Below are 25,228 nucleotides of genomic sequence, written 5' to 3' on the forward strand. Positions count from 1 at the left end.
TGTCTGGTTCGTGATCAAACGGGCGGGATCAGGGAAGGGTGACGCGAACCTGCAAACCACAAATGGCACCCTGTGGCGTCAGGCAATTGGAAAGGGCGACGTGAATCTGATGCTTCTGTGCGACGTTGCGCACAATGGATAATCCCAGCCCGCTGCCCTGGGCTTTAACGTCAGGCGAACGGGTAAAACGGTCAAACGCGCGTTCGATAAAGGATTCCGGCATGCCTGGCCCGTTATCGACAATATCGACCACTGTTTTACCTGCGACCCGATGCAGCAGCACATCGACCAGGCTGCCCTCCGGCGTGTGCAACATGGCGTTACCAATCAGGTTATCGAACAGGCTGCGCAGCTCGGAACGGCTGGCCTGCAAACGATACTGCGTGGAGCCATTAAAGCCGATATCGATGCCGCGTTTATCTGCCACCACCATCAGCTGCTCAATGCTCTCTTTCAGCAGATCGTCCAGTTCGATATGCTCGACGCTGGCGACCACGCTCTGGTCATCCTGACGCGAGACATTGAGTAACTGCGTGACCAGATGACGGGTGCGTGTGACGCCCGCTTCCAGCTGGCTGAACTGTCGGCTCGCTTCGCCTGGCTGGATGTGCTGACGCAGATTTTCCAGCTGCAAGGTCACCGCCGTTACCGGCGTGCGCAGCTCATGCGCCGCATCTTCCAGGAACTGACGCTGCGACGACCAGGCCTCACGCAGCTTACTCAGCAGCGAGTTGTAGGCGGCCACCAGCGGCAGGATCTCATCCGGCAAGCCTTCGGGTGAGACATTGTGCGGATGGTGCGTCTCCTGCGCGGCAATCTGACGCGAAGCGACCTGCAAATCCCGGGTGATCTTGCGCACCACCAGCCAGATCACCAGCAGTGAAAGCGGCATCATCAGGATCAACGGAATGATCGCTGACAGCGCCCGTTTGACCATCAATGCCTTCATGTAGCTGAGGTTGTGCATCACCTGGATAGTTTTTATCTCGCTGCCAGGTAAGCCGGGCCGGGTATAGATGCGCCATTCGCAGTCGTCGCACTGACCCACATGCACGTCGCGATAGCCCCGTTGATTTTGCAGCGGAGCCTGCAGCTCCGGCCATGAGCTGGCCCGTAACTGACCCCGATCGTCCCACAGTTGCACCACAAAGGCGCTCTTCGCCTTGTCAGGCGCAATAAGCATCGGCATCAGGGCGGGCATCTGTTTATTAGTGGACCAGGCATCAGCGATTTTTGCCAGCTGATCGTCCTTCATGGTGCCGACCATATCGCCGTAGCAGCTGAAGAAATACCAGGTGACGCCGCCGATCATCAGCAGATGAATAATCAGCAGCGTAGAGAGTAATTTGTTGCGTAATGAACGCATAAAGGTGAAGGGTTTCATATTGCCGGTACCCGCCAGCCCAGCCCGCGCACGTTGCGGATCACGTCGTTATCCAGCTTGCGGCGCATCCCGTGGATCAGGACATCCACCGCGTTGCTGCTGACTTCATCGCCCCAGCCATAGATGCGATTTTCCAGCTGCTCGCGCGACAGAATAGCGCCTGGCCGCTCCAGCAGGGCGTAGAGCAGGGCATATTCGCGCGCCGTAAGCTGCTCGCGCTGTCCTTTGTAGAGCACTTCGCGGGTCATCATATCCAGCTGCACATCGCCGCTGCCCAGCACCGAGTCTGCTGCGCCGTGGCTGCGTCGGGTAATCGCGCGCATCCGGGCCATGACTTCCTGTAAATCGAACGGTTTAAGCAGGTAGTCGTCAGCGCCGCTGTCGAGTCCCTGAATCCGCTGCGCCACCGTGTCGCGTGCGGTAAGAATCAGCACCGGCGTGGCGTCGCCGCGCCCGCGCGCCCGGCGCAGTACCTGCAGGCCATCATCGCGCGGTAAGCCGAGATCGAGCAGCACGCAGCTGTAGCCGCCTTCGCTCCAGGCATTCTGGGCATAGATGCCATCACGCACCCAGTCCACCGACCAGCCCGCGCCCTCCAGTGCCTGCTGCAGGTTCGCGCCGATCATTTCATCATCTTCAACCAGTAACACGCGCATGGCTGATCTCCTTCATAAAGATAGGGAGAGAGTTTACTCACCAATTGTTAGGCCAGAATTATCCGCCGTCATACTTCGCGCTGTGACGGCGTTGGCTGCTTTTGCTCACCCCAGTCACTGACTGATGTCAGTGACTGGGGACTCGCGCATTTGCCGCCTTGCCACAGCACGGATTATTTTGGCGGACCGCCGTCACCGGTATTTTATGGAGGAGTCAGGTGGCCTGATGTCCCCATCCATATCCATTGAGATGCCAGCGATTGCAAGCGTAAATGGGGTGACGTATATTTGAGCAACAGATTAATGCCAGACATTTCAGCGGTGAATAGTATGTCAGCCCAGGAAGCAAAAATCAGACATCAGCGCGAGTATCAGGATCGTGTTGAAGCCGTCCGAAATGGTCAGGCTCCGGGCCGCGTGCTTGAAAAACGTCCTCAGGGTATTGTGCCTGCAAAAAGTGGACGCAGCCTCGCATTTTTCTGATGTCACGCCGTGCTGAAATCAGCCAGGTAGTAAAATAAGCTCATCATACAGGTGGGCTTTTTTTATGACATTGCACGCTATTCCTCCAGAAGAACAGATCCTTAAACTCAACCGTTATCTTATTGATAACGCCGGACAACTTCCGTCACCGGTTATTACTGTAGGCGGTCAGGCTGTTATGTACTGGTATCTGACCTACCTGCATCTTTATCCTGATCAGCCTGATGTAACATCCATAACCTCAATTGATGTTGATTATGTCACCCGAAAGGAAGGCGTTGATTTTCTGGCTCAGGAATATCAGCGATATCTCAAACATGTTGACGCCTGACAGGGCTGAATGCCCCCGTCACTTATGATGCAGAAATAAATTTGTCTGACTCAGCGTTTTTATCTTCTGCCTTTTTTCAGCAGCAATCTCTTCACGAACTTTCACACTAAAGCCCCGCTGGCCGCGCGATCCCGCCTCCGTTTCAGCCGTTGCTAATTCTGCGCTAATTTTCTGCTAATTAAGGGATAAATTTTAGCGGGTAGAGTGGCTCCACTGCACATCAGCATCAACAGGAGGAACCATGAATCAGCGCGAGTTTATTCGGAGTTTGCTGGACTGGATTGAGAACAACTTAGGACACGATCTGCATCTGGATGAGGTGGCGCGCCGCTCGGGCTATTCGCGCTGGCATCTGCAACGGCTGTTTCGCCAGCATACCGGCTTTTCACTGGCAGAATATATCCGTCAGCGCCGTTTAACCGAGTCTGCGCTCACGTTGCTGAGCAGCAACGAAGCGATACTGCAGGTGGCGATGAACTATGGCTTTGATACCCAGCAGGCCTATACCCGCACGTTTAAAAACTACTTTATGGTGACGCCTGGCCAGTTGCGCCGTCAGCGTCGCGTCGAGCCGGATCGGCTGCTATTCCCTCTGGCGATGGCCAGCTGATGCCTGATAAGACCTTCCCGTCACAGCCTGCGGACGGGAAGGTCGGCCCGCGCTTTGCGCTTCTCTCCACTTGTTCTTCGCCTCGCCTTTTTTTACCCATCAGCCACAGTGACCCCGCCCGAACGTGTTAGTTTGTTGCCAGCATCCCTTTACTGTCGGAGTCGGGAAACATGGAAAACGGCGCGAATTTAACCGCCATGTTGGTATTTGCACGGGTTGTGGAATTACAGAGTTTCAGTGAGGCGGCACGCGCACTCGGCTTGTCCAAATCCCATGTCAGCCGGGAGATCGCCCGTCTGGAGCTGCGGCTCGGTATCCGGCTGCTGCAACGCACCACCCGGCGGCTGGCGCTGACCGAGCTGGGCCAGGCGTACTATCCCTACTGTGTGCGGATGCTGGCCGAAGTGCAGCGCGCCGAAGCCTTTGTGCAGCAGGTGCATCAGCAGCCCGCCGGCCATGTCAGGCTGCAGGCACCCGTTACGTTTGGCTGCCAGTGCGTAGTCCCTGTCCTTAACCGCTTTCTGCGTCGGCATCTGCATATCAATGTCGATCTTGATCTGACCGATCGCAGTCACGATCGGCTCGATGATCAGGCGGATCTGGCGATTGTGATCCGATCCCGATCGCCACAGCAGGGCAATTTTCGGGTACTGAGCGAAATCGAGTGGGGGCTCTATGCCGCGCCCGCCTACCTGGCGCAGCGACCCGCCATCACGCATCCTGAGATGCTGCCACGCCACGACCTGCTGATGTTTCATGGTCCGGCGCACACCGCCGCACTGCCGTTCCGCCGTGATAAACAGCGGCTGGCACTGGATGTACGTAGCCGTTTTCGCGCCAATAACAGCATGGCGCTGCTCAATGCGGCACTGGCAGGGAGCGGCATCGCCTATCTGCCCTCCTACATGGCCCAGGAGGCGATGGCGCGCGGTGATATTCAGCAACTGCTGCCGGAGTGGCAGATGGATCGTCTGCAAAGCTATCTGCTGCTGCACGACACGCCTGAACCGGCGTCGCCCGTGACGCTGCTGTGCGATGCCCTGGTTGCGGCGCTGAATACAGGCTGATTGTTGCCTGCTGACAACAATTAGCGCCACAGAGTAACTATCCCGCCGCGACTGTTGTTACTCCGCTACGCCGGTTAGCCTGTATCCCTGATCACTCACCGGATATCATCATGCAACAGTCACCCGAAACTGCAGAGTTTCAGCACTGGCGACGTAACTTAGGGGTCTGCGTCGTCGGCTCTTTTACCACTATCGTGGCGATGACGCTGCTGCTGCCGTTCCTGCCGCTCTATGTTCAGCAACTCGGCGTTGAGCAGCCTGCCGCTATCGCCCGCTGGTCCGGCCTTGCCTACGGCGCGACCTTTTTCAGCGCCGCACTGACTGCGCCGTTGTGGGGCAGGCTGGCTGACCGCTATGGTCGTAAGCTGATGCTGATTCGGGCCAGTCTCGGGATGGCGATTGCGATGTCGCTGATTGGCATGGCGACCGCGCCGTGGCAACTGGTGGCGCTGCGCCTGCTGGCGGGGCTGCTGGGCGGCTACGCATCGGGATCGACCATTCTGGTGGCGGCACAAACGCCGAAAGCGCAGACCGGCTGGGCGCTGGGGGTATTGTCCTCCGGCATTATGGCCGGCAACGTGGTCGGACCGCTGCTGGGCGGTGTGCTACCGCCACTGATCGGGATTCGTCAGACTTTCTGGCTGACCGGCGCCGTGATTTTTCTCGCCTTCCTCGCCACCACCTTTTTACTCAAAGAGCAGCCACGTGCTCCCGCTACATCGCGCGCCAGCCAGCAACCGCATCCTAAAGCCGGGCCGGTTAATCACAGCCTGATACGGCTGATGTGGCTCTCTGGCATGTTGCTGATCTTCGCCAGCATGTCGATTGAGCCGATTATTACGCTTTACGTGGGCGAGTTTGTGCAGGGCGACCACCAGATTACCCTGATAGCCGGACTGGTGATGTCCGCGGCGGCGCTGGGCACGGTCCTGGCGGCACCACGACTGGGTCGGCTGGCCGATCGGGTAGGGCACTGGCGGGTGCTGACCGGCGGTTTAGTCGTTAGCGGGCTGCTGCTGATACCCCAGGCATTTATCACGGCGGCCTGGCAACTGGTGCTGCTGCGTTTTCTTATGGGGATGGCGCTGGGCGGGTTGATGCCGTGCATCACGGCGATCATTCGTCATAACGTGCCGGGTTCACAGGTTGGGCGGATGCTGGGATATTCGACATCGGCACAATATATCGGCCAGGTCAGCGGCCCGCTGTTCGGTGGACTGGTGGGCGGTGCATTCGGGATGCGGCCGGTGTTTCTGGCAACCTGCGTGGTGATGCTGTTTTGCGCCTGGCTCAACTGGCGTGGCATGAAAAAGTAGTGCGATCAAAAAAGGCGGACCGGAGTCCGCCTTAGTTTATTCACAGCTGCGTGAATTACTTCTGGTCTGGCAGCGCGTAGGCAATCACATAATCGCCCAGCCTGGTACCAAACGAGCCGTGACCCCCTGCCGCGATGACAACGTACTGCTTGCCATCCACTTCATAGGTCATTGGTGTCGCCTGGCCGCCTGCTGGCAGACGTGCCTGCCATAACAGTTCGCCGGTATCAGTGCTGAAAGCACGCAGGTAGTTATCTGCGGTCGCACCAATGAAGAACACCTTACCTGCGGTGGTGATAGGACCACCCAGCATCGGCATACCCATTTTGAACGGTAGCGGAACCGGTGCGCTATCGCGAACGGTACCGATACGCTGTTTCCACACCACGTTGTTGGTCTTCAGATCCACCGCGGAGATGTAACCCCAGGCAGGCTGTTTGCATGGCAGACCAAACGGTGACAGGAACGGGTTCAGCTCGACGCCATACGGCACGCCATACTGTGGCTGAATACCGGTTTCAGTACCTGAACCACCTTCAGCGCCTTTCGGCGGCTCAATCGGGTTGCCTGGGCCACGTGGAATCAGCTTAGAGACAAACGGCAGCGCCATTGGGTTAGCAATCGCGATCTGACGATGAGGATCAACTGCGATGCCGCCCCATTCGAACATACCGAGGTTACCCGGGAACACCAGCGTACCCTGCTCAGATGGCGGGGTGAACGGACCTTCATAGCGCAGGCGCTTGAAGATCACGCGGCACACCAGCTGGTCAAACATCGTTGCGCCCCACATATCCTTGTCCGTGAGATTCTGTTTCGGACGGAAGGTCAGCTCAGAGTAGGGCTGAGTGGCGGCAACGTGATCGCCTTTAGCAGCACCCTGTGGCACTGGCGTTTCTGGCGCAGGCACGACTGGCTTGCCGGTACGGCGATCCAGTACAAAGATGTTGCCGGTTTTCGCTGGCGCGTAGACAACCGGTACGGTGTTGCCATCTTTGTCGGTGATGTCAGCCAGCGTAGGCTGCGACGGCAGATCCATATCCCACAGATCGTGATGCACAGTCTGATAAGACCAGACCAGCTTACCGGTGGTGGCGTTCAGGGCCAGCACGCTGCTCGCATAACGCTCCTGCTCTGGTGTGCGGTTACCGCCCCAGATATCCGGTGTGCTCACGCCCATCGGCAGGTAAACGGTATCCAGTTTCGGATCGTAAACTGCCGGTGCCCATGAGTTCGGAGAGTTCATGGTGAAGGTGTGTTCATCAGCCGGAATGGCATTAGGATCTTTTGCGCCTGGATCAAACACCCACAGCAGTTTGCCGGTATTCACATCAAAGCCACGAATCACGCCTGACGGCTCGCGGGTTGAGTAGTTATCGGTAACCGCACCCGCCATCACGATAGTGGTGTTAGTAATCACCGGCGGTGAGGTCGGCTCATACTGACCCGCAGTGGTGACAGGCTGTTTGTGTTGCAGATCCAGCTCGCCGTTGACGCCAAATGCCGGGCAGCGTTCGCCGGTCTCTGCGTCCAGTGCAAACAGACGACCATCGTTGACCGGCAGATAGATACGACGTGAACACAGCGCAGGCTGAGTGTTCGCTGCATCGGCGGCTGCCGGCACTTCGTGGTAAGAAACACCGCGACAGGTCACGTGCTGGAAGGTCGGGTTGACCTTCATGCCCGGATCAAATTTCCACTTCTGCTTACCGGTGGCCGCATCCAGTGCAAACAGGATCTGGTGTGGCGAACAGAGATAAAGCGTGTCGCGGATTTTAATCGGCGTGACTTCGTCGGTAATTTCACCCGGATCGTTAGGGGTTTTCATGTCGCCAGTCTGGAACTGCCAGGCAACCTGCAACTCTTTCACGTTCTGATGATTAATCTGCTTCAGCGGAGAGAAACGGGTTCCCTGCTGATCACGCGCATAAGCGGGCCAGTCAGCATCCGGGATGTTGCTCAGCGGCGCAGCCTGCGGGGCGTTGTCAGCGGTTTCTGGTACTGACCCGTTGATGACCTGCGGATCGTTGAATACCGCATAGGCCAGCACAATGGCACTGGCAATCAGCGCCACAGCCATGGTACCCAGCGCGGCTTTGCTGCCCGCATTGAAGCTGCGATAGACGAACGGCAGGATCAGCCAGACACCGAAGATCACCAGCACATCGGTGCGTGGTGCCAGTGCCCAGAAGTCGGTGCCCACTTCCCATACACCCCAGATCAGGGTGCCGATCAGCAGCAACGCATAGAGAACCAGCGCAGTGCTTTTACGACGGGAAAGCAGATAAGCGGTGATAAGCATCACCACACCGCCAAAAACGTAATACCAGGAACCACCAATGGCGGCTAACCAGCCACCGCCAATCAGCATAAACGCGCCCGTCAGCACTGCGAACAGCACCGTCAGGAAACGAATTACGCCAAAAGATGAGGAGTTTTTCCCCATAATATCGACCTCGTTTCGTTGCCATAAAACACACGAAAACAACCAGATAGGCTGTTTCCAGTTATCAAGTACAAATGATTAGGGTGTTCTGAAGTATCTCTTCCGTTAAGACAGACGATCCCTTTGTGTTAAATGTTATAGCAAAATCAGATCGAGGTTTGATTTTTTTGGCTTAAACCGCTTAACAACTGGAATAAAACGACATTTTATGGGGGATTAAAGGACGTTAAGCGCACCGCCGTGTGCCCTTAACGCCGGAAGGCAGGATTTGTGAATCAGCAGCTAATAAGATCGCCGTCCGAGCGTTGCTGTTGCCAGCCGCTGATATTTATCTCAGCAAACTGCTCAGCGGTTAAGGGCGGCGTATGACTTCGTACGATTACCTCTGCCCCTTTTTCACGAAACGTCGCCATAAAAAAGGGAAAGGTAAACTTCTCATAATTATCATTAAAGAAAGATTCGGTTAAAACAATTCCTGAAAAAGGAAATGATTCCAGCAGTCGCCAGTCTGCACCCGGTGGCGCAAAATCATAAAGCCAGAAATCAAATTTCTTTGTTAATTCAAGCAGTGACGTACTGTGTGCTGCCAGACTGGAATAATTAATTCCAATCCGGACACGCGCATTTTGTAAATGCGTATAGGCATCCGGAACCGCGATCATTCCCCGTAATCGAATATCTTCCACCGGCACAACCATTAATGCTGCTTCAGTAGCAATTTGATTGTGTAATGAAATAATGTTGTTTGTATTAAGTATATTGCCGCTATCCTGGTTTAGCTGAAGATAAGGCACGCTATAGCAAATGCCAGTGACATTACGCTTAACGTGATGGATTGGTTCAGTAACATAGGGGTTATATAAACTGTTTTTCATTATCTCTATGAAATTCAATAGAAAGGATTTTTTGTTAATTAAGCATATAAAAAGTCGCATTTTTCTAAACGCGTGAATAAATATAGATCACATGCTTAATCCAAATCATCCTTTTGTTGCCTGAGAAAGTAAATAAACCTGTTAGCAAAGAAACGATAATTCCTTTGGCGTCTGATGATGTGCTGGAATATATTCAATAGTCGGGACCAATAGGCTGGTAATAATCATGAGGGGTCTGACGCGCCTCGGCCGGACAGGGACGCTGCTTATCGCACAGGGAGGCAGCGCTGGAGCCGCAGGCCTTCTGCTCGCATCCGGTCTGCTATCGTGAAGCCGACAATCACCACACCAATAACACCGCGCAACGACGCGGGTTTCCTCACCTGATTTGGGATAAGACATGGGATTTATGGCATCGGCGGCGGAAGAGTCGCTATGGCGACATCGGACATTTGTCGCCTTCTGGGTGGCGCGTACCTGTTCATCATTTGGTTTTCAGATGTTCTCGGTCGCAATCAGCTGGCAGATCTATGCGCTGACCAACAGCGCAATGGCGTTAGGGATGATTGGCTTAATGCAGTTTCTGCCGTCGGTGTTGCTGGCGCTGCCAGCGGGCCATCTGGCGGATCAATATGACCGGCGGCGGATCGTGCTGTTGGGTCAGCTGGTGGAATTTGCCGCACTGCTGGCATTAGTGGTGCTTACCTTATTCCATACCCCCGATAAGACCGCGTTGTGGGGGCTGGTGTTTATGATTGCGGTGGCGAAAGCGCTGGAGTGGCCTGCGATGTCTTCAATGCTGCCGTCGCTGGTGCCGCCTTCGATTCTGGCGCGTGCGATGGCGATGAACTCCGTGGGCGGTCAGGCAGCGGTTATCGTCGGGCCGACGATTGGCGGGCTGCTTTATGTCGCCGGGCCGCATGTGGTGTATGGCGTTTCCGGGCTATTTTATCTGGTTTCGCTGACGCTGGTGAGTCTGCTGCGTTATGAGCGTCCGGTGCAGGCTCGTCTGCCGATGAATATGAAGAATCTGTTTGCCGGGATTCACTTTATCCGTGAGCGCAAAGATGTACTTGGGGTAATTTCGCTCGATCTGTTTGCGGTGCTTTTGGGCGGTGCAACGGCGCTGCTGCCGATTTTTGCCAAAGATATTCTGCATACCGGGCCCTGGGGGTTGGGGATGTTGCGCGGCGCACCGTCGGTGGGAGCATTGCTGGTGGGCATCTGGCTGAGCCGTCACAAGCTGGAGAAGCATGTCGGGATGATTATGTTTGGCTCGGTGGCGGGCTTTGGCGTTGCGACGCTGGTGTTCGCGCTTTCCACGCAGTTATGGCTGTCGCTGGTGGCGCTCTGTGCATTGGGTGGCTTTGATATGGTGAGTATGGTGATCCGGGGTGCGCTGGTGCAGCTGGATACGCCGGATACCATGCGCGGTCGGGTGAATGCGGTTAACGCGATTTTCATTAATACGTCGAATCAGCTGGGCGAGTTTGAGTCGGGGTTGCTGGCGGCCTGGATGGGTGCGGCACCGGCGGCGGCGATTGGCGGCATCGGTACGCTGGTGGTGGTGGCGCTGTGGATGAAGTTGTTTCCGCATCTGCGACGGCGTCAGAAGCTGGAGAATGAGGTGGATCCGGTTTGAACAACCGAGGTTGGTGAGGCAGATGCGGTTGTAGAATTGAGTGCAGTCTCAGGGAGCCTATGCCTTGCGCAAAGACGCAAAAGCGCCATCCATTCGCTGTGAGTATGTAAGTTGCCTCTGACTGAGACGCAAACCGGACGAACGCAAAGCTCCGGAACGCCTTTCAAAACGTTCCTGATTTACACGAAAACGCGTTCCTTGCTATAACTTATCTCTCATCGGCAGGCCTGTGGCCTCCTCAGTCAGCTTAAGCGCTTATAGAGGGTACCGTCATGAATCAGACTCACTCCATTCCGGAAATTTATAATCCTGATGTGCCGTATTCAGTAAAGTGCGAGATCGTGGCGCAGCTGTGCCGGGCGCTGGCTTCCCATAAAAACATCCCGGTTAGCGCCCTGAGAAAATATCTTCTGGAAAAAACTCACGTTGATTTCGAAAATCTGGAGGATAACCCGGTAGGAATGCTGCTGCTGTATGAATACCTTCACTGCCAGCGCCCCTCGGTCTGCGCCCGGAATGAAAAAAACCTTCATTAAGCGCTGCCTTCAGCTTAATCAAATACGCCTTCGGAGAAGAGGGCTGGAGAAGGGGCGGTTGAGTTGTCGCTGGCAACGGTTTCCCGAGCCAGCTCAACCTCAATATTGTCACTGGCCCGAAGGCCAGTACAGGAAGTTACCAGTCATACTGCCATTAAAATCCTGGGGTCAGAGGGGGAGGCCGACCCGCAGGCTGGGGCCATCAGGCCCCGGTTTTTCCCAGGTTGGCGTCAAATGTTAGCCAGCTTTCACGCATGTCCACTACGCTGCGGGTTTTACGGGCCTCATCGATTTTTATTGCCGTGAGGCCCGCTTCCAGCGCGTCCACTACTGAAACTTTCAGCGGTGTTCCCTGTTTAATATGTTTAACGATCTCTTCAGCCATCAGCGCATCTGCGCCGTAATGGCCATCATACGCATTGCCGCTGTAGGCGGTATCGACCTCTTTCTCGCCGCTGCGCGCGTTGTGTACGCGGAAGTAGTTTCGTACGAAGTCGCCTTCCGCCATGCCGTCGGTGCCCATGACACAGAAACGGCGGAACTCATCCGGCACATTCAGATTGGCGTGGAAGGCCAGCGTCGCGCCGCCTTCGTACTCAATCAGGGCAGTCTGGTAGTCGACAATATCGGCATCGCTGTCGAACACCGCATCGGTGCTCGACCAGCCGCTGGGCTTCACGTGATAAAGTTCTGAGTCAGCGGTGATAGCTCCCTGCGGCGCATGAGCGGGGGTAAAGGATTTCCGGCCACCAAAGCTGGCGACGCGGATCGGGCGCTCCTGCAACAGCCCCTGATAGAGATCGATGTCGTGACAGCATTTTTCCAGAATGTACGGGCCGGCATATTTCTCCAGACGGCGCCAGTCGCGCTGAAAGAATGCGCCGTGATAAGGCTTGATATGTTCTGTCGCCTCAATCGAGGTGATCTCACCCAACTGACCCGCATCGCGTGCCGCCAGCAGATCGTGATAGAGCGGGGAATAGCGCAGTACCAGGCCGACCAGAATGCGCGCTTCGCCATACTGACGCACCAGCTTCGCCATCTCCATGGTCTGCTCTTCATTGATCACCACCGGCTTTTCGGTAAACACCGTGTAACCCGCTGCCAGCGCCTGACCCACATGCTCCAGATGCAGAAAGTTGGGAGAGCCAACCAGCACGACATCCATTCCGCCATGTTCCAGCAGAGCATCGATTGACGCAAAGGCCTGGCCGGGCGCGATACCAAAGCTGTGCAGATTAGGCAGTCCGGCGGGTGCCGGATCGTAATAACCCACTACCGAGAAGGCGTCGTCGGCTTTGCTGAACTCTTTGATCACGTGGGACAGTCGAAAGCCGAGACCGATAATGCCTACTTTCATGTTAAACCCCTGCTCCTGAAATCGCATGATGCATAGCCCGCCTGTGATCGGGCGCGCCTGTTGATAATCTGACCACCAACTTATTACGACAGAAAAACTAATGTCAATAACGCACTGCGCGTTTTGCGAGGGGTTTTTTGTTATGATGATGTAAAATAAGAAGAAAATTCAGATATGATTTTGCTATATTTATTTGTTATTGCGATTTAAGTTTTTTTATCCTATCGTTCGCTCATTATGGCTATAACCCTTAATCAGGGAAGGAAGCGCGTGCAACCACACTATCTTCTGGGCATTGATGGCGGCGGTACACAGTGTCGCGCGCGGTTAACCGACCTGCAGGGTCGCATCCTGGCGGAAGCCACCGGCGGGCCTGCCAACGTCTGGTCAGACTATGACGCGGCACTGACCTGCGTCGGGCAGCTGATCGAACGGATATTGTCACAGGCGGGATTAGCCCCGGAGGCGCTGGCGCAAACCGCGCTGGTGGCCGGATTAGCCGGTGCGAATGTCACCTCGGTACAGGCGCGGCTCGCCAGCTGGCAGCCTGACTGCGCAGCGTTACAGGTGGTCAGCGATGTGGAGATCGCCTGTGCAGGCGCCCATGGCGGCGCACCTGGCGCCGTCTTTATTATCGGCACCGGCAGTCAGGGAGCCGCGTGGGATGGCGATCAGTTTACGCTGCTTGGCGGCTGGGGCTTTGCCTTGTCTGACCAGGGATCGGGCGCTGAGCTGGGCCGTCGTGCGCTGCGGCTGGCGCTGCTGGCCCATGAAGCGATTATTACCCCGAGCGCTCTTACCCGGCAGCTGATGGCGCAGTTCGACCACGGCCCGGAAACCATGCTGCTCTGGACGCGCTCAGCGACGCCTGCAGACTGGGCCCGCGTGGTGCCACAGATTTTTGCGGCCGCCGACGCGGGCGATAGTCATGCACAGGATCTGCTGCATCAGACCGCAGCCGATATCGGCCTGATGGTCCGCCGTCTGACTGCCCTGAGTAGCGGACCCGTGGCGCTGATGGGGGGACTGGCCACGCCGATTCAGCGCTGGCTGGATGACGATATTCAGGCCCGGCTGGTGACGCCGCAGGGCGATGCCCTGAGCGGGGCGCTGATACTGGCGCAGCAGCTGACGCCTGCCCGATTACCGATCTGAAGCTGGCTGAGTATCCTCAGCCAGATAACCCGAGGAATTTATGACCGCTCCCAACGTAACCGCGCGCATTCTGCGGTTGATTGTTGAAAATGCGCCGATCAGCCAGTCAGACCTGAAAGTTCGTAGCGGACTGAGCATGTCGACCGTGTCGCAGGCGACTAATCGCCTGCTGGCGCAGGAAATCGTGCAGGAGCTGGGGCTGCGTCGCGTGTCGATGGGGCGGCCAAAAACGTTGCTTGGGCTCAATCCCGATCGCGCCAGCGTGATTGGCATTCAGCTCAATGCAGAACGCAACCTGATCGTCATGACCGATCTCAGCGGCAATCTGCTGGGTGAACAGCAGATGCCGAAAGGCACGCTTACACCGCGCCAGCTCGGCGATGCACTGGCGAAATTCCTGCGCGGCGTTGAGGAGAAGCGGGTGGGCGCCATTGGCCTGGCCCTGTCGGGACTGGTCGATGCCGAAAACGGCTACTGTATCCGATCCAAAGTGCTCGACTGGGACAACGTCCCGATTGCGCGCCTGCTGGAAGAGCGTTTTTCGCTGCCGGTATTTATCGAGAATGACGCCAACGCCATGGCAATGGCGGCGCTGGTGTTTGGTCAGCTCGGCAACGCGCAGTCGGCGGTGATCGCCACCTACGGCAAAGGGATCGGGGCGGGCATCATCCTGAATCGTCAGCTCTATCGCGGTCGTCACGGCAAGGCGGGGGAGATTGGCAACGGGCTGGTGGGCGACGGCTCACTGCGTCTGCTGGAAGATGTCGCCTCATCGCGCGCCATTCTGCAACGGCTTGCTGAGCAGGAACCGGTGGAAGGCCTCACGTTGCAGGCGCTGGATCAGCGGCCAACACCCGAGGTGCTGGCGGTGCTGGAAGAGGCAGGACGCGAGCTGGGAATTTCACTGGCGAACCTGTCGGTGGCTTACGATCCGGATGTGGTTTATCTGGCGATGGAGCCGCACATGGCGTCACGCATTCTGCTCGATCACATCACCCAGAGCTTCCAGGCCTACCGGCTTAAACTGACGCCGCACATGACGCCGCTGCAGTTCCTGACTGAATCGAACCGCATGTGGGCGCTGGGCGCGGCGGGTTTTGCCGTCAACCGGCTGCTTGATCTGCTGGCGGCGCAGGCCGATGAAGAGCCGGTTATCTGAGTTATCCCTCCAATAAAAACGGGCGCCACGGCGCCCGTTTTTGTTTCCGCGCTTCCCTTAGCGCAGGCGCATCCCCTGTTCATCAAACAGCAGGCAGTGCGCAGCAGAAAAGCCCAGTTCAACCTGCGTTCCCAGATCGCGCGTGGTTGCTTCACGCTCTTCCACCACCAGCATCTCTTCACGCCCGATATCCAGGTAGAGATAGTTGGTGTGGCCCAGCATTTCGCCATAGGCCAGCTCGCCGTGAAAGCGCAATGCCTCCGGCGTCTGCGCGGCAGGCTGGAAATGCTCGGGACGAATTCCCAGCGTCACGGTTTGCCCCTCGCGGCAGTCGGCGGCGATTTTCAGCACCAGCCCCTCAATCTTCAGTTCCGGCACCCGCAGCTGCACTTCACCCTTGCCCGTGGCGCTGATTTCCGCCCGCAGGAAGTTCATTTTTGGCGAGCCGATAAAGCCGGCGACAAACAGGTTATCCGGGTCGTGATAGAGCGTCAGCGGTGCGCCGACCTGCTCAATGCGGCCCTGACGCAGCACGACGATGCGGTCAGCCAGCGTCATCGCTTCCAGCTGATCGTGGGTGACATAAATCATGGTATTGCCGAGCGAGGCGTGCAGCCGCGCAATCTCAATCCGCATCTGCAAACGCAGCTCGGCATCGAGGTTAGAGAGCGGCTCATCGAACAGGAAGATACGCGGATGACGGATAATTGCCCGGCCAATCGCCACGCGCTGCCGCTGTCCGCCAGAGAGCGCGCGCGGCAGGCGGTCGAGCAGTTCGGTGAGATGCAGGCGGGCGGCCGTCCGGGCAATCGCCTCATTGATCTCCGCCTTAGACTTCTTCATTACCTCCAGCGGATAGGCCAGGTTGCCGCGCACCGTCATGTTGGGGTAGAGCGCATAAGACTGAAACACCATAGCAATGCCGCGCTCGGTGGCGGGCTGCTGCGTCATGTCCTGCTCCTCAATCAGCAACTGACCGCTGCTGATCTCCTCCAGCCCGGCGATCATCCGCAGCAGCGTCGATTTGCCGCAGCCGGATGGCCCGACAAACACCACAAATTCGCCGCTGTTGATCGTCAGATCGATGCCATGAATGACATTAACGTGTTCATAAGACTTCTTCACATTCTGCAAGCGCAGGCTGGTCATCGGCTACCTCACTCAGAGTAACTGGCCCATGTAGATGGCATTGCTGCGCAGGATTGGGGTGAACCCCATGCGCTGATAAAAGGCACAGACCTGCTCATTCTGCAGGCTGACGCCAAGATGGACACCGCTGACACCGGCAGCGCGCAGCGCCGCCAGCTCATGCTCAATCATCCGGCGACCCCAGCCGCCTTTCTGTGCCGCCGGCAGCAGGTTGATATGCAGATGAGCGGGCCACTGCGTCACCAGCGTGTCAGCGGCCTGGTCAGGATGGCGTATTGCGTCGAGCACTTTGCTGTCGAGCGGCGCGCTGGCGCTGCGATCACGATATTTCTCCTGCAGCTGCGGCCACCATTCGGCCTGTAGCTGCGCTTCAAACGCGCGGGTATCGGGCGCGGCGACCACATAACCCTGCACCTCACCGTCCCGCTCCAGCACAAAAGCAAAGTCAGGCGCGAAACGCGCATAAGGCACAGCAAAACGCTGGCCGGGATAGTCAGGATCGGAATAGAGCGCGCGGGCATCGCCACCTGCATCGGCTGTTTCCAGGCAGATGCGGTAGAGCGCCGGGTAGTCCGCCGGGGTGGCCGGACGAATGACACCTTGATTCGCCATGGTGAATTCTCGTGAGTGAGTGAATCGGTCAGGGATTGAACAGATCCGCAGATAAAAGTTACGTTAATGAAAGTGGACTTAGTTTTCAAGATAGAATAATTACCTTATCTCACTAACACGGGCGCTTCGGCAATGTTTACCGGCATCGGGATGCACAACTGTGATCGCCAACACGCCCGGATCATGGCGGCTGGCAGCAGATTCACGGCCAGTGAAAGGGGAAAAGTGTGAGCGTGATAGGATTTTCGTATGTTTTATCAGGAGGTTATTTTGCGATGATTGCACTGGCATCTCCTGCTGCAGAAAAAGTAGCTGGCGACGCACCGCCACGGTTAATCGCGTAAATGCCAGCGCAGTGTGCTGTATTTCACGCCATGCCGCTGTTTATTTGCGCGTGCTCACAGCGTTGCAATTCCCCGCGCAGGCTGTTTGACTTTATTTTTTTATTAAAGTAAGTATGAGTGAGTGCGTTTGTGTGCGGCTGCAGCCTGCAGGATGTCAGGCGGTGAGATGAAAGGATGCCGATCCTGGTCTGAAGAAGGTGAGCATAATGTCTGTTTCCTCCGTTCGTTCGTTCCGAATTCGCAATGTGGGTCGGCTGCTGGCAGCGGGCCTGCTGGCGGGCAGCGTCTCGCATGCCGCCCACGCCGCCGTTACCCTGAATGAGTGGGATATCTACAACTACCCGGAGCAGACTGCCGCGGTAGATGAAGGGATTAAAGAGTTTTCCCAGCAGAATCCCGGCATTGTGATTAACCGCTCGGTTCACTCCTTTGAAGATACCCGTATTCCTCTGAAGCTGGCGCTGACCGCCGGTGATGGCCCGCAGATCGCTCAGGTCAACCAGGGCGGTGGCGATATGGGCTCGCTGGTTAAAGATAAGCTGCTGCTGCCGCTCGACAGCTACGCCGCCAGCAACGGCTGGACCACACGCTTCCCGGACTCGATTCTGAAACGTAACCGCTGGTCAGACAGCGGCGAGTTCGGCAGCGGCAAACTCTATGGCGTCGCCAGCCTGGGCGAGATGGTCGGGCTCTATTACAACAAAGCGCTGCTGGATAAAGCAGGTATTGCCGTGCCGAAAACGCTGGCTGAGCTGGAAAGCGCGATGGCGAAACTGAAGCAGCAGGGCACCGCGCCGATGATGCTCGGTCTGCTGGATGGCAACATGGGCCAGCAGCTGCTCAGCACCCTGTGGCAGGCGCAGATTGAGAGCCACGACCGCAAGACGCTGGATAATCTGATTTACGATGTGGGCGGCACCTTCAAAGACAGCAAGCTGGTCAATGCCGCCTCTATGATGAAGAGCTGGACCGACAAAGGGTACTTCTTCCCTGGCTTCCAGGGCATCGGTCACGACGATGCGGCGACCCTGTTCCAGAACGGCCAGGCTGCGTTCCTGGTCAGCGGCACCTGGTATCTCGGCCAGTTTAAAGACAACAAAGATATTCACTTTGCCGCGATGCCTGCCGGTGAAGGCGTGAAGCAACCGCTGATGGTGGGCGGTACCGATCTGGCGTTCTCCATCACCAGCACTGCCAAAGGCAAAGACCAGCAGGAAGGTGCGGCGAAGTTCATCAACTATATGGTCTCTGATGCCATGGCGAACCGCTGGCTGAAGGTGGGCTTCCTGCCTGCCAGCACCAACAAAGCGGCGAAAATGCCAGCGGACAATCCGCTGCTGGCCGAGGCGTATCAGGTCTGGCTGACGCTCAATGATTACGACGGTTTAGGTCACTACGTGGACTGGGCGACACCCACCATGAACGCCGAGCTGAATCAGAACGTTCAACTGCTGCTGGCAGGCCGTCAGACACCCGATCAGATGGTAGTTAATTTTGATAACAACTATCAGCGTTACCTGAAAACACTGAAGCATTAAGCCGGAGGCCCGGCGAACAGCCGGGCCTGAGCCTCGTTCTGAACCACGAGTAGAGTTATGTTGAATTTAAGTGGCTGGCGTAATTTTCTCTATGTTCTGCCTGCGGTGCTGGTCTATGCGGTGTTTCTGCTGTTCCCGCTACTGGCCTCGCTGGGCATCAGTTTTACCGAATGGGACGGCACCTCGCTGCCGGTGTTTAGCGGCGTCAGCAACTATCTGCGGATGTTCAGCGATCCGGTGTTCTGGATTGCACTGGGCAATAACGCCATCCTGATGCTGTTCTATACCCTGTTGCCGATTGGCGTCGGCCTGCTGCTCTGCAGCTTTCTGTATGACACGCGCAACAACAGCGAACGCAGCGTGCTGCGCATTCTCTTTTTCCTGCCCTACATCATGCCGATGGCGGTGCTGGGCGTGGTGTGGCGCTGGCTCTATAACCCGGCGTTTGGTCCGATCGACCAGATATTACGCGCAATAGGATTGCCCCAGCTGGCACTCTCCTGGCTGGGTGATTTTACCTGGGCGCTGCCCGCCGTGGGTCTGGTCGCCACCTGGTACTTCTTCGGCTTCTGTCTGGTTCTGTTTATGGCGGGCCTGCAGCGCATGGATCCCTCACTGCTGGAAGCGGCCGATCTCGATGGCTCGTCGCGTCGCCAGAAGTTTATGCGCATTACGCTGCCAGGCCTGCGACCCGAGCTGCGGATTGCCCTGCTGCTGACGGTGATCGCCAGCCTGAAAGCCTTTGACCTGGTCTATGTGATGACGCAGGGCGGCCCGGGCACCTCCACCATGGTGACCAACATCTTTATGTATAAGCAGGGCTTTGATCTGCACTACTTTGGCTACGCCTCGTCGGTGGCGGTGTTCAGCATGGTCATTGTTTTAGGGATTAACTATCTGATCCATCTGGCCTTAAAGGAGCGTTACTGATGCGAAGCACGCCGGTGATTTCATGCGCGCTGATCTGGATCGTGGCGCTGATGACGATTCTGCCGTTCCTGATGGCGCTGATGACGTCGTTCAAAACCCAGATGGAGCTGTTTCAGGGGGTCTTCACGCTGCCCGCCTCGCTGAATTTCAAAAACTACCTGACCGCGTGGCAACAGGGACACTTCAACGTCTACTTCCTCAACTCAGTGCTGGTGGTGATTCCGGTGGTGCTGTTCAGCGTGCTGCTGGGCATTCTGGCCGGGTTCGGTTTCGCGTGGCTGAAAATCCCTGGTAAAAAAGTCATCGGAGCGATGCTGGCGCTAGGGATGGTATTGCCGAGTGAAGCCTTTATCATTCCGCTCTATCACGAGCTGCGCTGGATGGGGCTGACCAACACCTATCTGGCGCTGATCCTGCCGCAAATTGCCCTGTCGCTGCCCTTTACCACGCTGATGATCGCCAGTGCTTTCCAGCAGGTGCCGAAAGAACTGGTGGAAGCGGCGGTAATGGATGGGGCATCGCGGGTCAAAATTCTGTGGGGCATTCTGGTGCCCGCTATCTGGCCGACCCTCTCAACGCTGGGGCTGCTGCTGTTTATCTGGACCTGGAATGAGTTCCTGATCCCGCTGATTCTGGTCAACAAGGATGAGTTACGCACACTGCCAATTGGCATGATGTTTTTCCAGAACAAAAACACCATCGACATTCCGGTGCTGATGGCGGGCGCGATGATTGTGATTATGCCGCTGATCGTGGTGTTCCTGATTTTCCAGCGCAAGTTCATCAGCGGCGTCACCGAAGGGGCCGTGAAGTAATCTGTGATAGCCCGCACGAAACGGCGCACTGGCGGCCAGACAAAGGTTTGCCGCGTCGTATCGTGCTGCAATTCCTCCTCCTCAATCCTGCGGGAGACGCATGATGCACCTTTCCCTTGCTGATTTTCACCCTGTCGCCGATGGCGAAACCCCGGACACGGCCGTGCTGCAACGCGCTATGGATCAGATTGCGGCGGCGGGCGGTGGCCGTCTGACCCTGCCTGCCGGGCGTTATCGCAGCGGCTGCCTGAATCTGCCCTCTGATTTTGAACTCCATCTTGAAGCGGGCGCGGTGCTGATCGCCAGTCAGCGGCTGGCTGATTACCAGGCGGTACAGGCGCTGAGCTGTGCTGAGAAGTCCCACAATGTGCTGCTCTATGCGCTGGGCCAGCGCAATATCACCATCAGCGGCACCGGCCGTATAGACGGTGACGGTGAAGCCTGGTTTGCCGCTGAGCGTGACGAGCAGGGCTATCGCCTGCCGCGTGCGGACCGGCCGCGGATCATTGTGTTTGAAGATTGCGAGCAGGTAACGCTGACCGCCTTTACCATCGTGCAGGCGCCGATGTGGACGGTGCATCTGGTGAGCTGTCGCCATGTGCATATCGACCACCTCACCATCGACAATGCCATGACCATGCCGAATACCGATGCGCTCGATATCGACAGCTGCGAAGCGGTGTTTGTCAGCAACAGCTATCTCAGTGCCGCCGATGATGCCATCTGCATCAAAACCACCTACAAACCGGCCGCGCTGCGGCGTCCGGCGCGGCAGATTATGATCACCAACTGCCTGCTGCGTAGCTACAGCTGCGCCTTTAAAATCGGCACTGAAACCTGGGATGATGTGGAAGATGTCACGGTGACCGGCTGCACCATTTTTGATTCCAACCGTGGCATTGGCATTCTGTCGCGTGACGGCGGCGCGATGCGGCGTCTGCTGTTCAGTAATCTGACTTTTGCCTGTCACCATGCGCCGCCCTGTCACTGGGGAAAAGCCGATCCGCTGCATATTTCGGTGCGCAGGCGCGATCCCGCCATTACGCCCGGCATCGTAGAGCAGGTGCAGTTCAGTAACGTTACGGGCGTGGCGGAAGGGGCGATTAACCTGCATGCGGCAGAACCGGGCTGGATACGCGATGTGGTCATCAGCCAGCTGCAGATGCGGCAGACCGTGGCACCGGTTGCACAGGGACACTATGATGTACGGCCGCCCTGTAATCCGGACTCCCCGACCGGCATGGGGCTGGATAACGCCTACAAACTTGACCCGAAAACCGGCGAAGCTTTTGGCGTAGAGCGCTATCCCGACGGGCTGCCGGGCCTGTTTGCACGCGGGGTGGAGAACCTGCAACTGCACAGCCTGGCGATAGTACGGCCGGAGCCGTTACCGCCAGGCTGGCACCCCGAGTGCGTGGTGCAGTTGCCGGACTAAATCACAGCGCGGCGGCGATGGCCATACCGAGCTGTTCGGTGCTGGCGCTGCCGCCGAGATCGCGTGTCAGGTGCTCGCCCGCTGCCAGCGTGCGTTCAATCGCGTCTAACACCGCATCACCTGCCGCTTTGTAGCCGAGGTGCTCCAGCATCATCGCGCCACACCAGATCTGTCCGATGGGATTGGCGACGCCTTTACCGGCGATATCGGGCGCAGAACCGTGAACCGGTTCAAACAGGCTGGGGAACAGGCCTTCCGGGTTGATATTGGCCGAAGGGGCGATGCCGATAGTGCCGGTACAGGCCGGGCCGAGATCGGAGAGGATATCGCCAAACAGATTGCTGGCGACCACCACATCAAACCAGTCCGGATGCAGCACGAAGTTAGCGGTGAGAATATCGATGTGATACTTATCGACGCGAACATCGGGGAACTGACCGGCCATGGCTTCAACGCGGCTATCCCAGTAGGGCATGGTGATGGCAATGCCGTTCGATTTGGTGGCGGAGGTCAGGTGTTTCTTCGGCCGACTCTGCGCCAGCTGATAGGCAAACTTCAGGATGCGATCGACGCCGGTGCGCGTCATCACCGTCTCCTGAATCACCACTTCACGTTCGGTGCCGGGGAACATGGTGCCGCCGACGCTGGAGTATTCACCCTCAGTGTTTTCGCGTACCACATAGAAGTCGATATCGCCGGGCTGACGATTCGCCAGCGGCGCTTTGACGCCTGGCATCAGTCGCACCGGACGCAGATTCACATATTGATCGAACTCCCGGCGGAACTGCAGCAGCGAGCCCCATAGTGAAACGTGGTCGGGCACCACATCGGGCCAGCCGACCGCGCCAAAATAGATCGCATCAAAGGCTTTCAGCTGTGGAAACCAGTCGTCAGGCAACATTTTGCCATGCTGCTGCCAGTAGTCGGCACTGGCGTAATCGAACCACTCCCAGCGCAGCGGAATGTTAAATTTCTCTGCGGCCGCATTCATTACACGGACGCCTTCCGGCATCACTTCTTTGCCGATGCCGTCGCCAGGGATCACGGCAACAGAGTGAATTTTGTCAGTCACAGGGTACCTTTCCGGTTGATGTTCGAATTGTGTACGCAGTATAACTGTCGCTTACGGGGAAATAATGAGCCTGAAAGGCAATCCAGTGTTGAATAAAAGTAGAGAATCCCGCACCTCCACCGATGATTTAGCCTTCTTTGTTCGCCTGGCTGCGCTGGATAGCCTGACTGCGGCGGCGCGCGAACTGGGACTGTCGCTGGCGGCGGTCAGCAAACGTCTGAGCCAGCTGGAACAGCGGCTTGGTGTGCAACTCCTGCGCCGCACCACGCGACGACTGGAGCTGACGCCGGAAGGGCGCCGTTATCTGGCGGGTGCGCGTCCGTTGCTGGATCAGCTGGCGGCGCTGGAAGAGGCGGTCAGCGGCGAAACCGCTCAGCTGCGCGGCACACTTAACATTAACGCCTCATTTGGCTTTGGCCGTCGGCATATTGCGCCCTGCGTCTCGGCTTTTGCCGCGCTGCACCCGGAACTCTCGCTGTCGCTGCAGCTCAGCAGCCAGCCACTTAATTTTCTTGATGCCCACATGGATATTGATATCCGCGTCGGGGAACCGCCCGACTCACGGCTGGTGGCGCGCAAACTGCGTACCAATCCGCGCATTCTCTGCTGCTCACCCGCCTATGCCGCCCGGCACGGTCTGCCGGAGACAGTGCGCGATCTGGCACAACACAACTGCATTTTACTGCGCCAGCACGACAGCGATTTTACCCTGTGGCGACTGACCAGCGGCGAACAGAGCATCAATCAGAAAGTGCGCGGCAGTCTGATCACCAACGATGGCGAAGTGGCGATGCGGCTGGCGATGGATGGGCATGGCATCTTGCTGCGTTCCTGGTGGGATGCGCAGCACAGTCTGGCGACGGGCGAACTGCTGCCGGTGTTACCCGACTGGCAGGCACCGGATGGCGATATTTTTGCGGTCTGGCAGGCGCAGCGTCAGCTTCCGGCGCGTATTACCGCATTTGTGGGGTTTCTGCAGAGCAATCTGCAATCGGTTGATTAGCCAGGCTTTTAAAGGCAGTTTCTGGCGCGGCCAGACGCCTGCGGACAATAAACATACCGCATTAAGCTGATTCGGTTGCGTCATCATGCCGCTGCGTTTACAGCGTTTTAGCGGCTGCGTATGATTCTTATTCTTTTTATTTCCTGCCTGTCCTCTGCGTTGTGGCCAGCCGGGAGCAGCAGGCAGATAGGGGAGTTAAGTATGAAAGCGTTGTTCAGTCCGCGTACAGCGGCACTTACACTGGCGATGGTGACCACCTTCAGCCTGACGGCGTGCCAGATGCCGGCGAAAAAAGTGGATGCCAGCGCGCCGGTGGTGATGCAGCCCTCCAGCCCGGATAACCTGATTCAGCGCGAGCTGGGTGAAGGTTTGTATGAGATGGCCTATCTGCCAGCAAAAAACGCCCTCTATGTCGCCAGCGCGCAGGGATTTAAAGATATCAGCGGCGGCATGATCTACCGTCTTGATGCTTCCACGCTGCAGAGCACCGGCGCGGGACACTTCGACCTGAAAAACTTTGGTCTGATCAGTGCGCCTGACGGCAGCGCACTCTACGCCACCAACACGCTGGATGGCGGTATCTCTAAAATCGATCCTGATAACGGTAAGGTGCTGAAGCGCCTGATGTTTGACGAGAAAAATGAGAAAGGCATGCCCTATGGCACGCGTGAAATCTTTCTGCATGACGGGCTGCTCTATGTCGGCGGCGTGGGCGATCCGGGCGTGATCTGGGTGGTTGATGCCAAAACCCTGACGCTGAAAACCCGGATAAAAAATGCCGGGAAGTGGGTCACAGGCATCATCTTCTCGCCGGTCAGCGACCGGATTTATGCGGCGAACGGCAGCGGAGAAATCCTGGTGATCAATCCGCGCAATAACAAAATCGAGCAGCGCCTGACGGCGGGTGACGGGCAGGAGTATCTGTTCCTGAATATGGCCGAGGATCCGGCAACCGGTCGCCTGTTTGTTACGGATAATTCAAAAGCGAAAAATACGCTGGTGTTTGATGAGCGCAGCGGCAAGGTCATTAAGCGTCTGAATCTGGGCGACTCACTGGGGATTAAGTTTAATGGCAAGCGCAATGAGATTTATATCAGCCAGCGCGAATCGAAGAAGGTGCTGCAGCTGGATGGCACCACCTATGAGGTGAAAAACAGCTGGTCATTTGATAGCCACCCCAACAGTCTGCTGGTCTCACCGGACGGGCAGACCCTGTTCGTCACCCTGAAGCAGGGCTTCAATGACGATCACAGCAGTCAGGGGCTGGATGGCGTAGCGCGTATCACACTGCAATAAAAAAAGGCGGCATC

The 25,228-nt window shown here is 57.1% G+C and carries 22 protein-coding genes; 13 read left to right on the forward strand and 9 right to left on the reverse strand.

Annotated features, from left to right (window positions below):
* Positions 1 to 28: 28 nt before the first annotated feature.
* Positions 29 to 1,384, reverse strand: a complete 1,356-nt coding sequence (locus HFD94_RS10785) for a HAMP domain-containing sensor histidine kinase (protein ID WP_010252088.1) — start codon at positions 1,382 to 1,384, stop codon at positions 29 to 31.
* A complete protein-coding gene (locus tag HFD94_RS10790) occupies positions 1,381 to 2,040 on the reverse strand; it encodes a response regulator (protein ID WP_010252086.1) in 660 nt (219 codons plus the stop codon). Before HFD94_RS10790 ends, HFD94_RS10785 begins: the two co-directional genes overlap by 4 nt.
* A gap of 547 nt (positions 2,041 to 2,587) precedes the next feature.
* Here HFD94_RS10790 and HFD94_RS10795 point away from each other — a divergent pair.
* From HFD94_RS10795 to HFD94_RS10810, 4 genes are all read left to right on the forward strand, one after another.
* Positions 2,588 to 2,854, forward strand: a complete 267-nt coding sequence (locus tag HFD94_RS10795; RefSeq protein ID WP_010252074.1) for a hypothetical protein — start codon at positions 2,588 to 2,590, stop codon at positions 2,852 to 2,854.
* A gap of 241 nt (positions 2,855 to 3,095) precedes the next feature.
* On the forward strand, positions 3,096 to 3,464 hold the full coding sequence (locus HFD94_RS10800) for a helix-turn-helix domain-containing protein (RefSeq protein ID WP_009092546.1): 369 nt from the start codon (positions 3,096 to 3,098) through the stop codon (positions 3,462 to 3,464).
* 170 nt (positions 3,465 to 3,634) lie between these two features.
* Positions 3,635 to 4,531 (forward strand): LysR family transcriptional regulator, encoded by an 897-nt coding sequence (locus HFD94_RS10805; protein WP_122889195.1) that lies wholly within the window; start codon positions 3,635 to 3,637, stop codon positions 4,529 to 4,531.
* A gap of 110 nt (positions 4,532 to 4,641) precedes the next feature.
* Positions 4,642 to 5,847: an MFS transporter gene (locus tag HFD94_RS10810; RefSeq protein ID WP_122889196.1), complete on the forward strand. Its 1,206-nt coding sequence runs from the start codon at positions 4,642 to 4,644 to the stop codon at positions 5,845 to 5,847.
* 55 nt (positions 5,848 to 5,902) lie between these two features.
* On the opposite strand, the gene HFD94_RS10815 is transcribed toward HFD94_RS10810, so the two are convergent.
* Positions 5,903 to 8,293, reverse strand: a complete 2,391-nt coding sequence (locus HFD94_RS10815) for a glucose/quinate/shikimate family membrane-bound PQQ-dependent dehydrogenase (RefSeq protein ID WP_010252065.1) — start codon at positions 8,291 to 8,293, stop codon at positions 5,903 to 5,905.
* 275 nt (positions 8,294 to 8,568) lie between these two features.
* Entirely contained in the window at positions 8,569 to 9,168 is a 600-nt protein-coding gene (locus HFD94_RS10820; RefSeq protein ID WP_235038338.1) for a hypothetical protein, read from the reverse strand.
* A 400-nt stretch (positions 9,169 to 9,568) separates the two neighbouring features.
* Between HFD94_RS10820 and HFD94_RS10825 the strand changes: the two genes are divergently transcribed.
* On the forward strand, positions 9,569 to 10,810 hold the full coding sequence (locus tag HFD94_RS10825; RefSeq protein WP_010252060.1) for an MFS transporter: 1,242 nt from the start codon (positions 9,569 to 9,571) through the stop codon (positions 10,808 to 10,810).
* Between the two features lie 323 nt (positions 10,811 to 11,133).
* Here HFD94_RS10825 and HFD94_RS10830 read toward each other — a convergent pair whose 3' ends face one another.
* On the reverse strand, positions 11,134 to 11,343 hold the full coding sequence (locus tag HFD94_RS10830; RefSeq protein ID WP_033780442.1) for a hypothetical protein: 210 nt from the start codon (positions 11,341 to 11,343) through the stop codon (positions 11,134 to 11,136).
* Positions 11,344 to 11,548: 205 nt separating this feature from the next.
* The gene (locus HFD94_RS10835) at positions 11,549 to 12,706 is read right to left on the reverse strand and encodes a Gfo/Idh/MocA family protein (protein ID WP_010252054.1); all 1,158 of its coding nucleotides are present in this window, start codon (positions 12,704 to 12,706) and stop codon (positions 11,549 to 11,551) included.
* A 270-nt stretch (positions 12,707 to 12,976) separates the two neighbouring features.
* Between HFD94_RS10835 and HFD94_RS10840 the strand changes: the two genes are divergently transcribed.
* A complete protein-coding gene (locus HFD94_RS10840; RefSeq protein ID WP_122889198.1) occupies positions 12,977 to 13,861 on the forward strand; it encodes a BadF/BadG/BcrA/BcrD ATPase family protein in 885 nt (294 codons plus the stop codon).
* 40 nt (positions 13,862 to 13,901) lie between these two features.
* Positions 13,902 to 15,020, forward strand: a complete 1,119-nt coding sequence (locus HFD94_RS10845; protein WP_061901842.1) for an ROK family transcriptional regulator — start codon at positions 13,902 to 13,904, stop codon at positions 15,018 to 15,020.
* A 57-nt stretch (positions 15,021 to 15,077) separates the two neighbouring features.
* Here HFD94_RS10845 and HFD94_RS10850 read toward each other — a convergent pair whose 3' ends face one another.
* Positions 15,078 to 16,169: an ABC transporter ATP-binding protein gene (locus HFD94_RS10850; protein ID WP_033787522.1), complete on the reverse strand. Its 1,092-nt coding sequence runs from the start codon at positions 16,167 to 16,169 to the stop codon at positions 15,078 to 15,080.
* Between the two features lie 12 nt (positions 16,170 to 16,181).
* Positions 16,182 to 16,781: a GNAT family N-acetyltransferase gene (locus tag HFD94_RS10855; RefSeq protein ID WP_061901841.1), complete on the reverse strand. Its 600-nt coding sequence runs from the start codon at positions 16,779 to 16,781 to the stop codon at positions 16,182 to 16,184.
* Between the two features lie 550 nt (positions 16,782 to 17,331).
* On the opposite strand from HFD94_RS10855, the gene HFD94_RS10860 reads away from it, so the two are divergent.
* The 4 genes from HFD94_RS10860 (at position 17,332) to HFD94_RS10875 (ending at position 21,843) form a co-directional block, all read left to right on the forward strand.
* Complete coding sequence (locus HFD94_RS10860) at positions 17,332 to 18,663, forward strand: extracellular solute-binding protein (RefSeq protein ID WP_010252044.1); 1,332 nt, start codon at positions 17,332 to 17,334, stop codon at positions 18,661 to 18,663.
* A gap of 57 nt (positions 18,664 to 18,720) precedes the next feature.
* Complete coding sequence (locus HFD94_RS10865) at positions 18,721 to 19,593, forward strand: carbohydrate ABC transporter permease (protein ID WP_010252041.1); 873 nt, start codon at positions 18,721 to 18,723, stop codon at positions 19,591 to 19,593.
* On the forward strand, positions 19,593 to 20,408 hold the full coding sequence (locus tag HFD94_RS10870; protein WP_167433130.1) for a carbohydrate ABC transporter permease: 816 nt from the start codon (positions 19,593 to 19,595) through the stop codon (positions 20,406 to 20,408). Before HFD94_RS10865 ends, HFD94_RS10870 begins: the two co-directional genes overlap by 1 nt.
* 103 nt (positions 20,409 to 20,511) lie before the next feature.
* Positions 20,512 to 21,843 (forward strand): glycoside hydrolase family 28 protein, encoded by a 1,332-nt coding sequence (locus tag HFD94_RS10875; protein ID WP_122889298.1) that lies wholly within the window; start codon positions 20,512 to 20,514, stop codon positions 21,841 to 21,843.
* A 1-nt stretch (position 21,844) separates the two neighbouring features.
* On the opposite strand, the gene HFD94_RS10880 is transcribed toward HFD94_RS10875, so the two are convergent.
* Positions 21,845 to 22,915 (reverse strand): tartrate dehydrogenase, encoded by a 1,071-nt coding sequence (locus tag HFD94_RS10880; protein WP_033787519.1) that lies wholly within the window; start codon positions 22,913 to 22,915, stop codon positions 21,845 to 21,847.
* Positions 22,916 to 22,979: 64 nt separating this feature from the next.
* Between HFD94_RS10880 and HFD94_RS10885 the strand changes: the two genes are divergently transcribed.
* Both HFD94_RS10885 and HFD94_RS10890 read left to right on the forward strand, forming a co-directional pair.
* A complete protein-coding gene (locus tag HFD94_RS10885) occupies positions 22,980 to 23,918 on the forward strand; it encodes a LysR family transcriptional regulator (RefSeq protein ID WP_033769472.1) in 939 nt (312 codons plus the stop codon).
* 201 nt (positions 23,919 to 24,119) lie between these two features.
* Complete coding sequence (locus tag HFD94_RS10890; RefSeq protein ID WP_122889199.1) at positions 24,120 to 25,214, forward strand: YncE family protein; 1,095 nt, start codon at positions 24,120 to 24,122, stop codon at positions 25,212 to 25,214.
* The last annotated feature ends 14 nt before the right edge of the window (positions 25,215 to 25,228 follow it).

Origin of the sequence: Pantoea sp. EKM20T (assembly GCF_011800485.1) — a bacterium.
GTDB classification, from domain to species: domain Bacteria; phylum Pseudomonadota; class Gammaproteobacteria; order Enterobacterales; family Enterobacteriaceae; genus Pantoea; species Pantoea agglomerans.

Coding starts and splice junctions, on each gene's coding strand:
- HFD94_RS10875 (WP_122889298.1), top strand. CDS start 20,512: ATGCACCTTTCCCTTGCTGATTTTCACCCTGTCGCCGATGGCGAAACC.
- HFD94_RS10855 (WP_061901841.1), bottom strand. CDS start 16,781: ATGGCGAATCAAGGTGTCATTCGTCCGGCCACCCCGGCGGACTACCCG.
- HFD94_RS10800 (WP_009092546.1), top strand. CDS start 3,096: ATGAATCAGCGCGAGTTTATTCGGAGTTTGCTGGACTGGATTGAGAAC.
- HFD94_RS10845 (WP_061901842.1), top strand. CDS start 13,902: ATGACCGCTCCCAACGTAACCGCGCGCATTCTGCGGTTGATTGTTGAA.
- HFD94_RS10805 (WP_122889195.1), top strand. CDS start 3,635: ATGGAAAACGGCGCGAATTTAACCGCCATGTTGGTATTTGCACGGGTT.
- HFD94_RS10850 (WP_033787522.1), bottom strand. CDS start 16,169: ATGACCAGCCTGCGCTTGCAGAATGTGAAGAAGTCTTATGAACACGTT.
- HFD94_RS10865 (WP_010252041.1), top strand. CDS start 18,721: ATGTTGAATTTAAGTGGCTGGCGTAATTTTCTCTATGTTCTGCCTGCG.
- HFD94_RS10810 (WP_122889196.1), top strand. CDS start 4,642: ATGCAACAGTCACCCGAAACTGCAGAGTTTCAGCACTGGCGACGTAAC.
- HFD94_RS10890 (WP_122889199.1), top strand. CDS start 24,120: ATGAAAGCGTTGTTCAGTCCGCGTACAGCGGCACTTACACTGGCGATG.
- HFD94_RS10785 (WP_010252088.1), bottom strand. CDS start 1,384: ATGAAACCCTTCACCTTTATGCGTTCATTACGCAACAAATTACTCTCT.
- HFD94_RS10820 (WP_235038338.1), bottom strand. CDS start 9,168: ATGAAAAACAGTTTATATAACCCCTATGTTACTGAACCAATCCATCAC.
- HFD94_RS10830 (WP_033780442.1), bottom strand. CDS start 11,343: ATGAAGGTTTTTTTCATTCCGGGCGCAGACCGAGGGGCGCTGGCAGTG.
- HFD94_RS10825 (WP_010252060.1), top strand. CDS start 9,569: ATGGGATTTATGGCATCGGCGGCGGAAGAGTCGCTATGGCGACATCGG.
- HFD94_RS10835 (WP_010252054.1), bottom strand. CDS start 12,706: ATGAAAGTAGGCATTATCGGTCTCGGCTTTCGACTGTCCCACGTGATC.
- HFD94_RS10860 (WP_010252044.1), top strand. CDS start 17,332: ATGTCTGTTTCCTCCGTTCGTTCGTTCCGAATTCGCAATGTGGGTCGG.
- HFD94_RS10870 (WP_167433130.1), top strand. CDS start 19,593: ATGCGAAGCACGCCGGTGATTTCATGCGCGCTGATCTGGATCGTGGCG.
- HFD94_RS10790 (WP_010252086.1), bottom strand. CDS start 2,040: ATGCGCGTGTTACTGGTTGAAGATGATGAAATGATCGGCGCGAACCTG.
- HFD94_RS10795 (WP_010252074.1), top strand. CDS start 2,588: ATGACATTGCACGCTATTCCTCCAGAAGAACAGATCCTTAAACTCAAC.
- HFD94_RS10885 (WP_033769472.1), top strand. CDS start 22,980: ATGAGCCTGAAAGGCAATCCAGTGTTGAATAAAAGTAGAGAATCCCGC.
- HFD94_RS10815 (WP_010252065.1), bottom strand. CDS start 8,293: ATGGGGAAAAACTCCTCATCTTTTGGCGTAATTCGTTTCCTGACGGTG.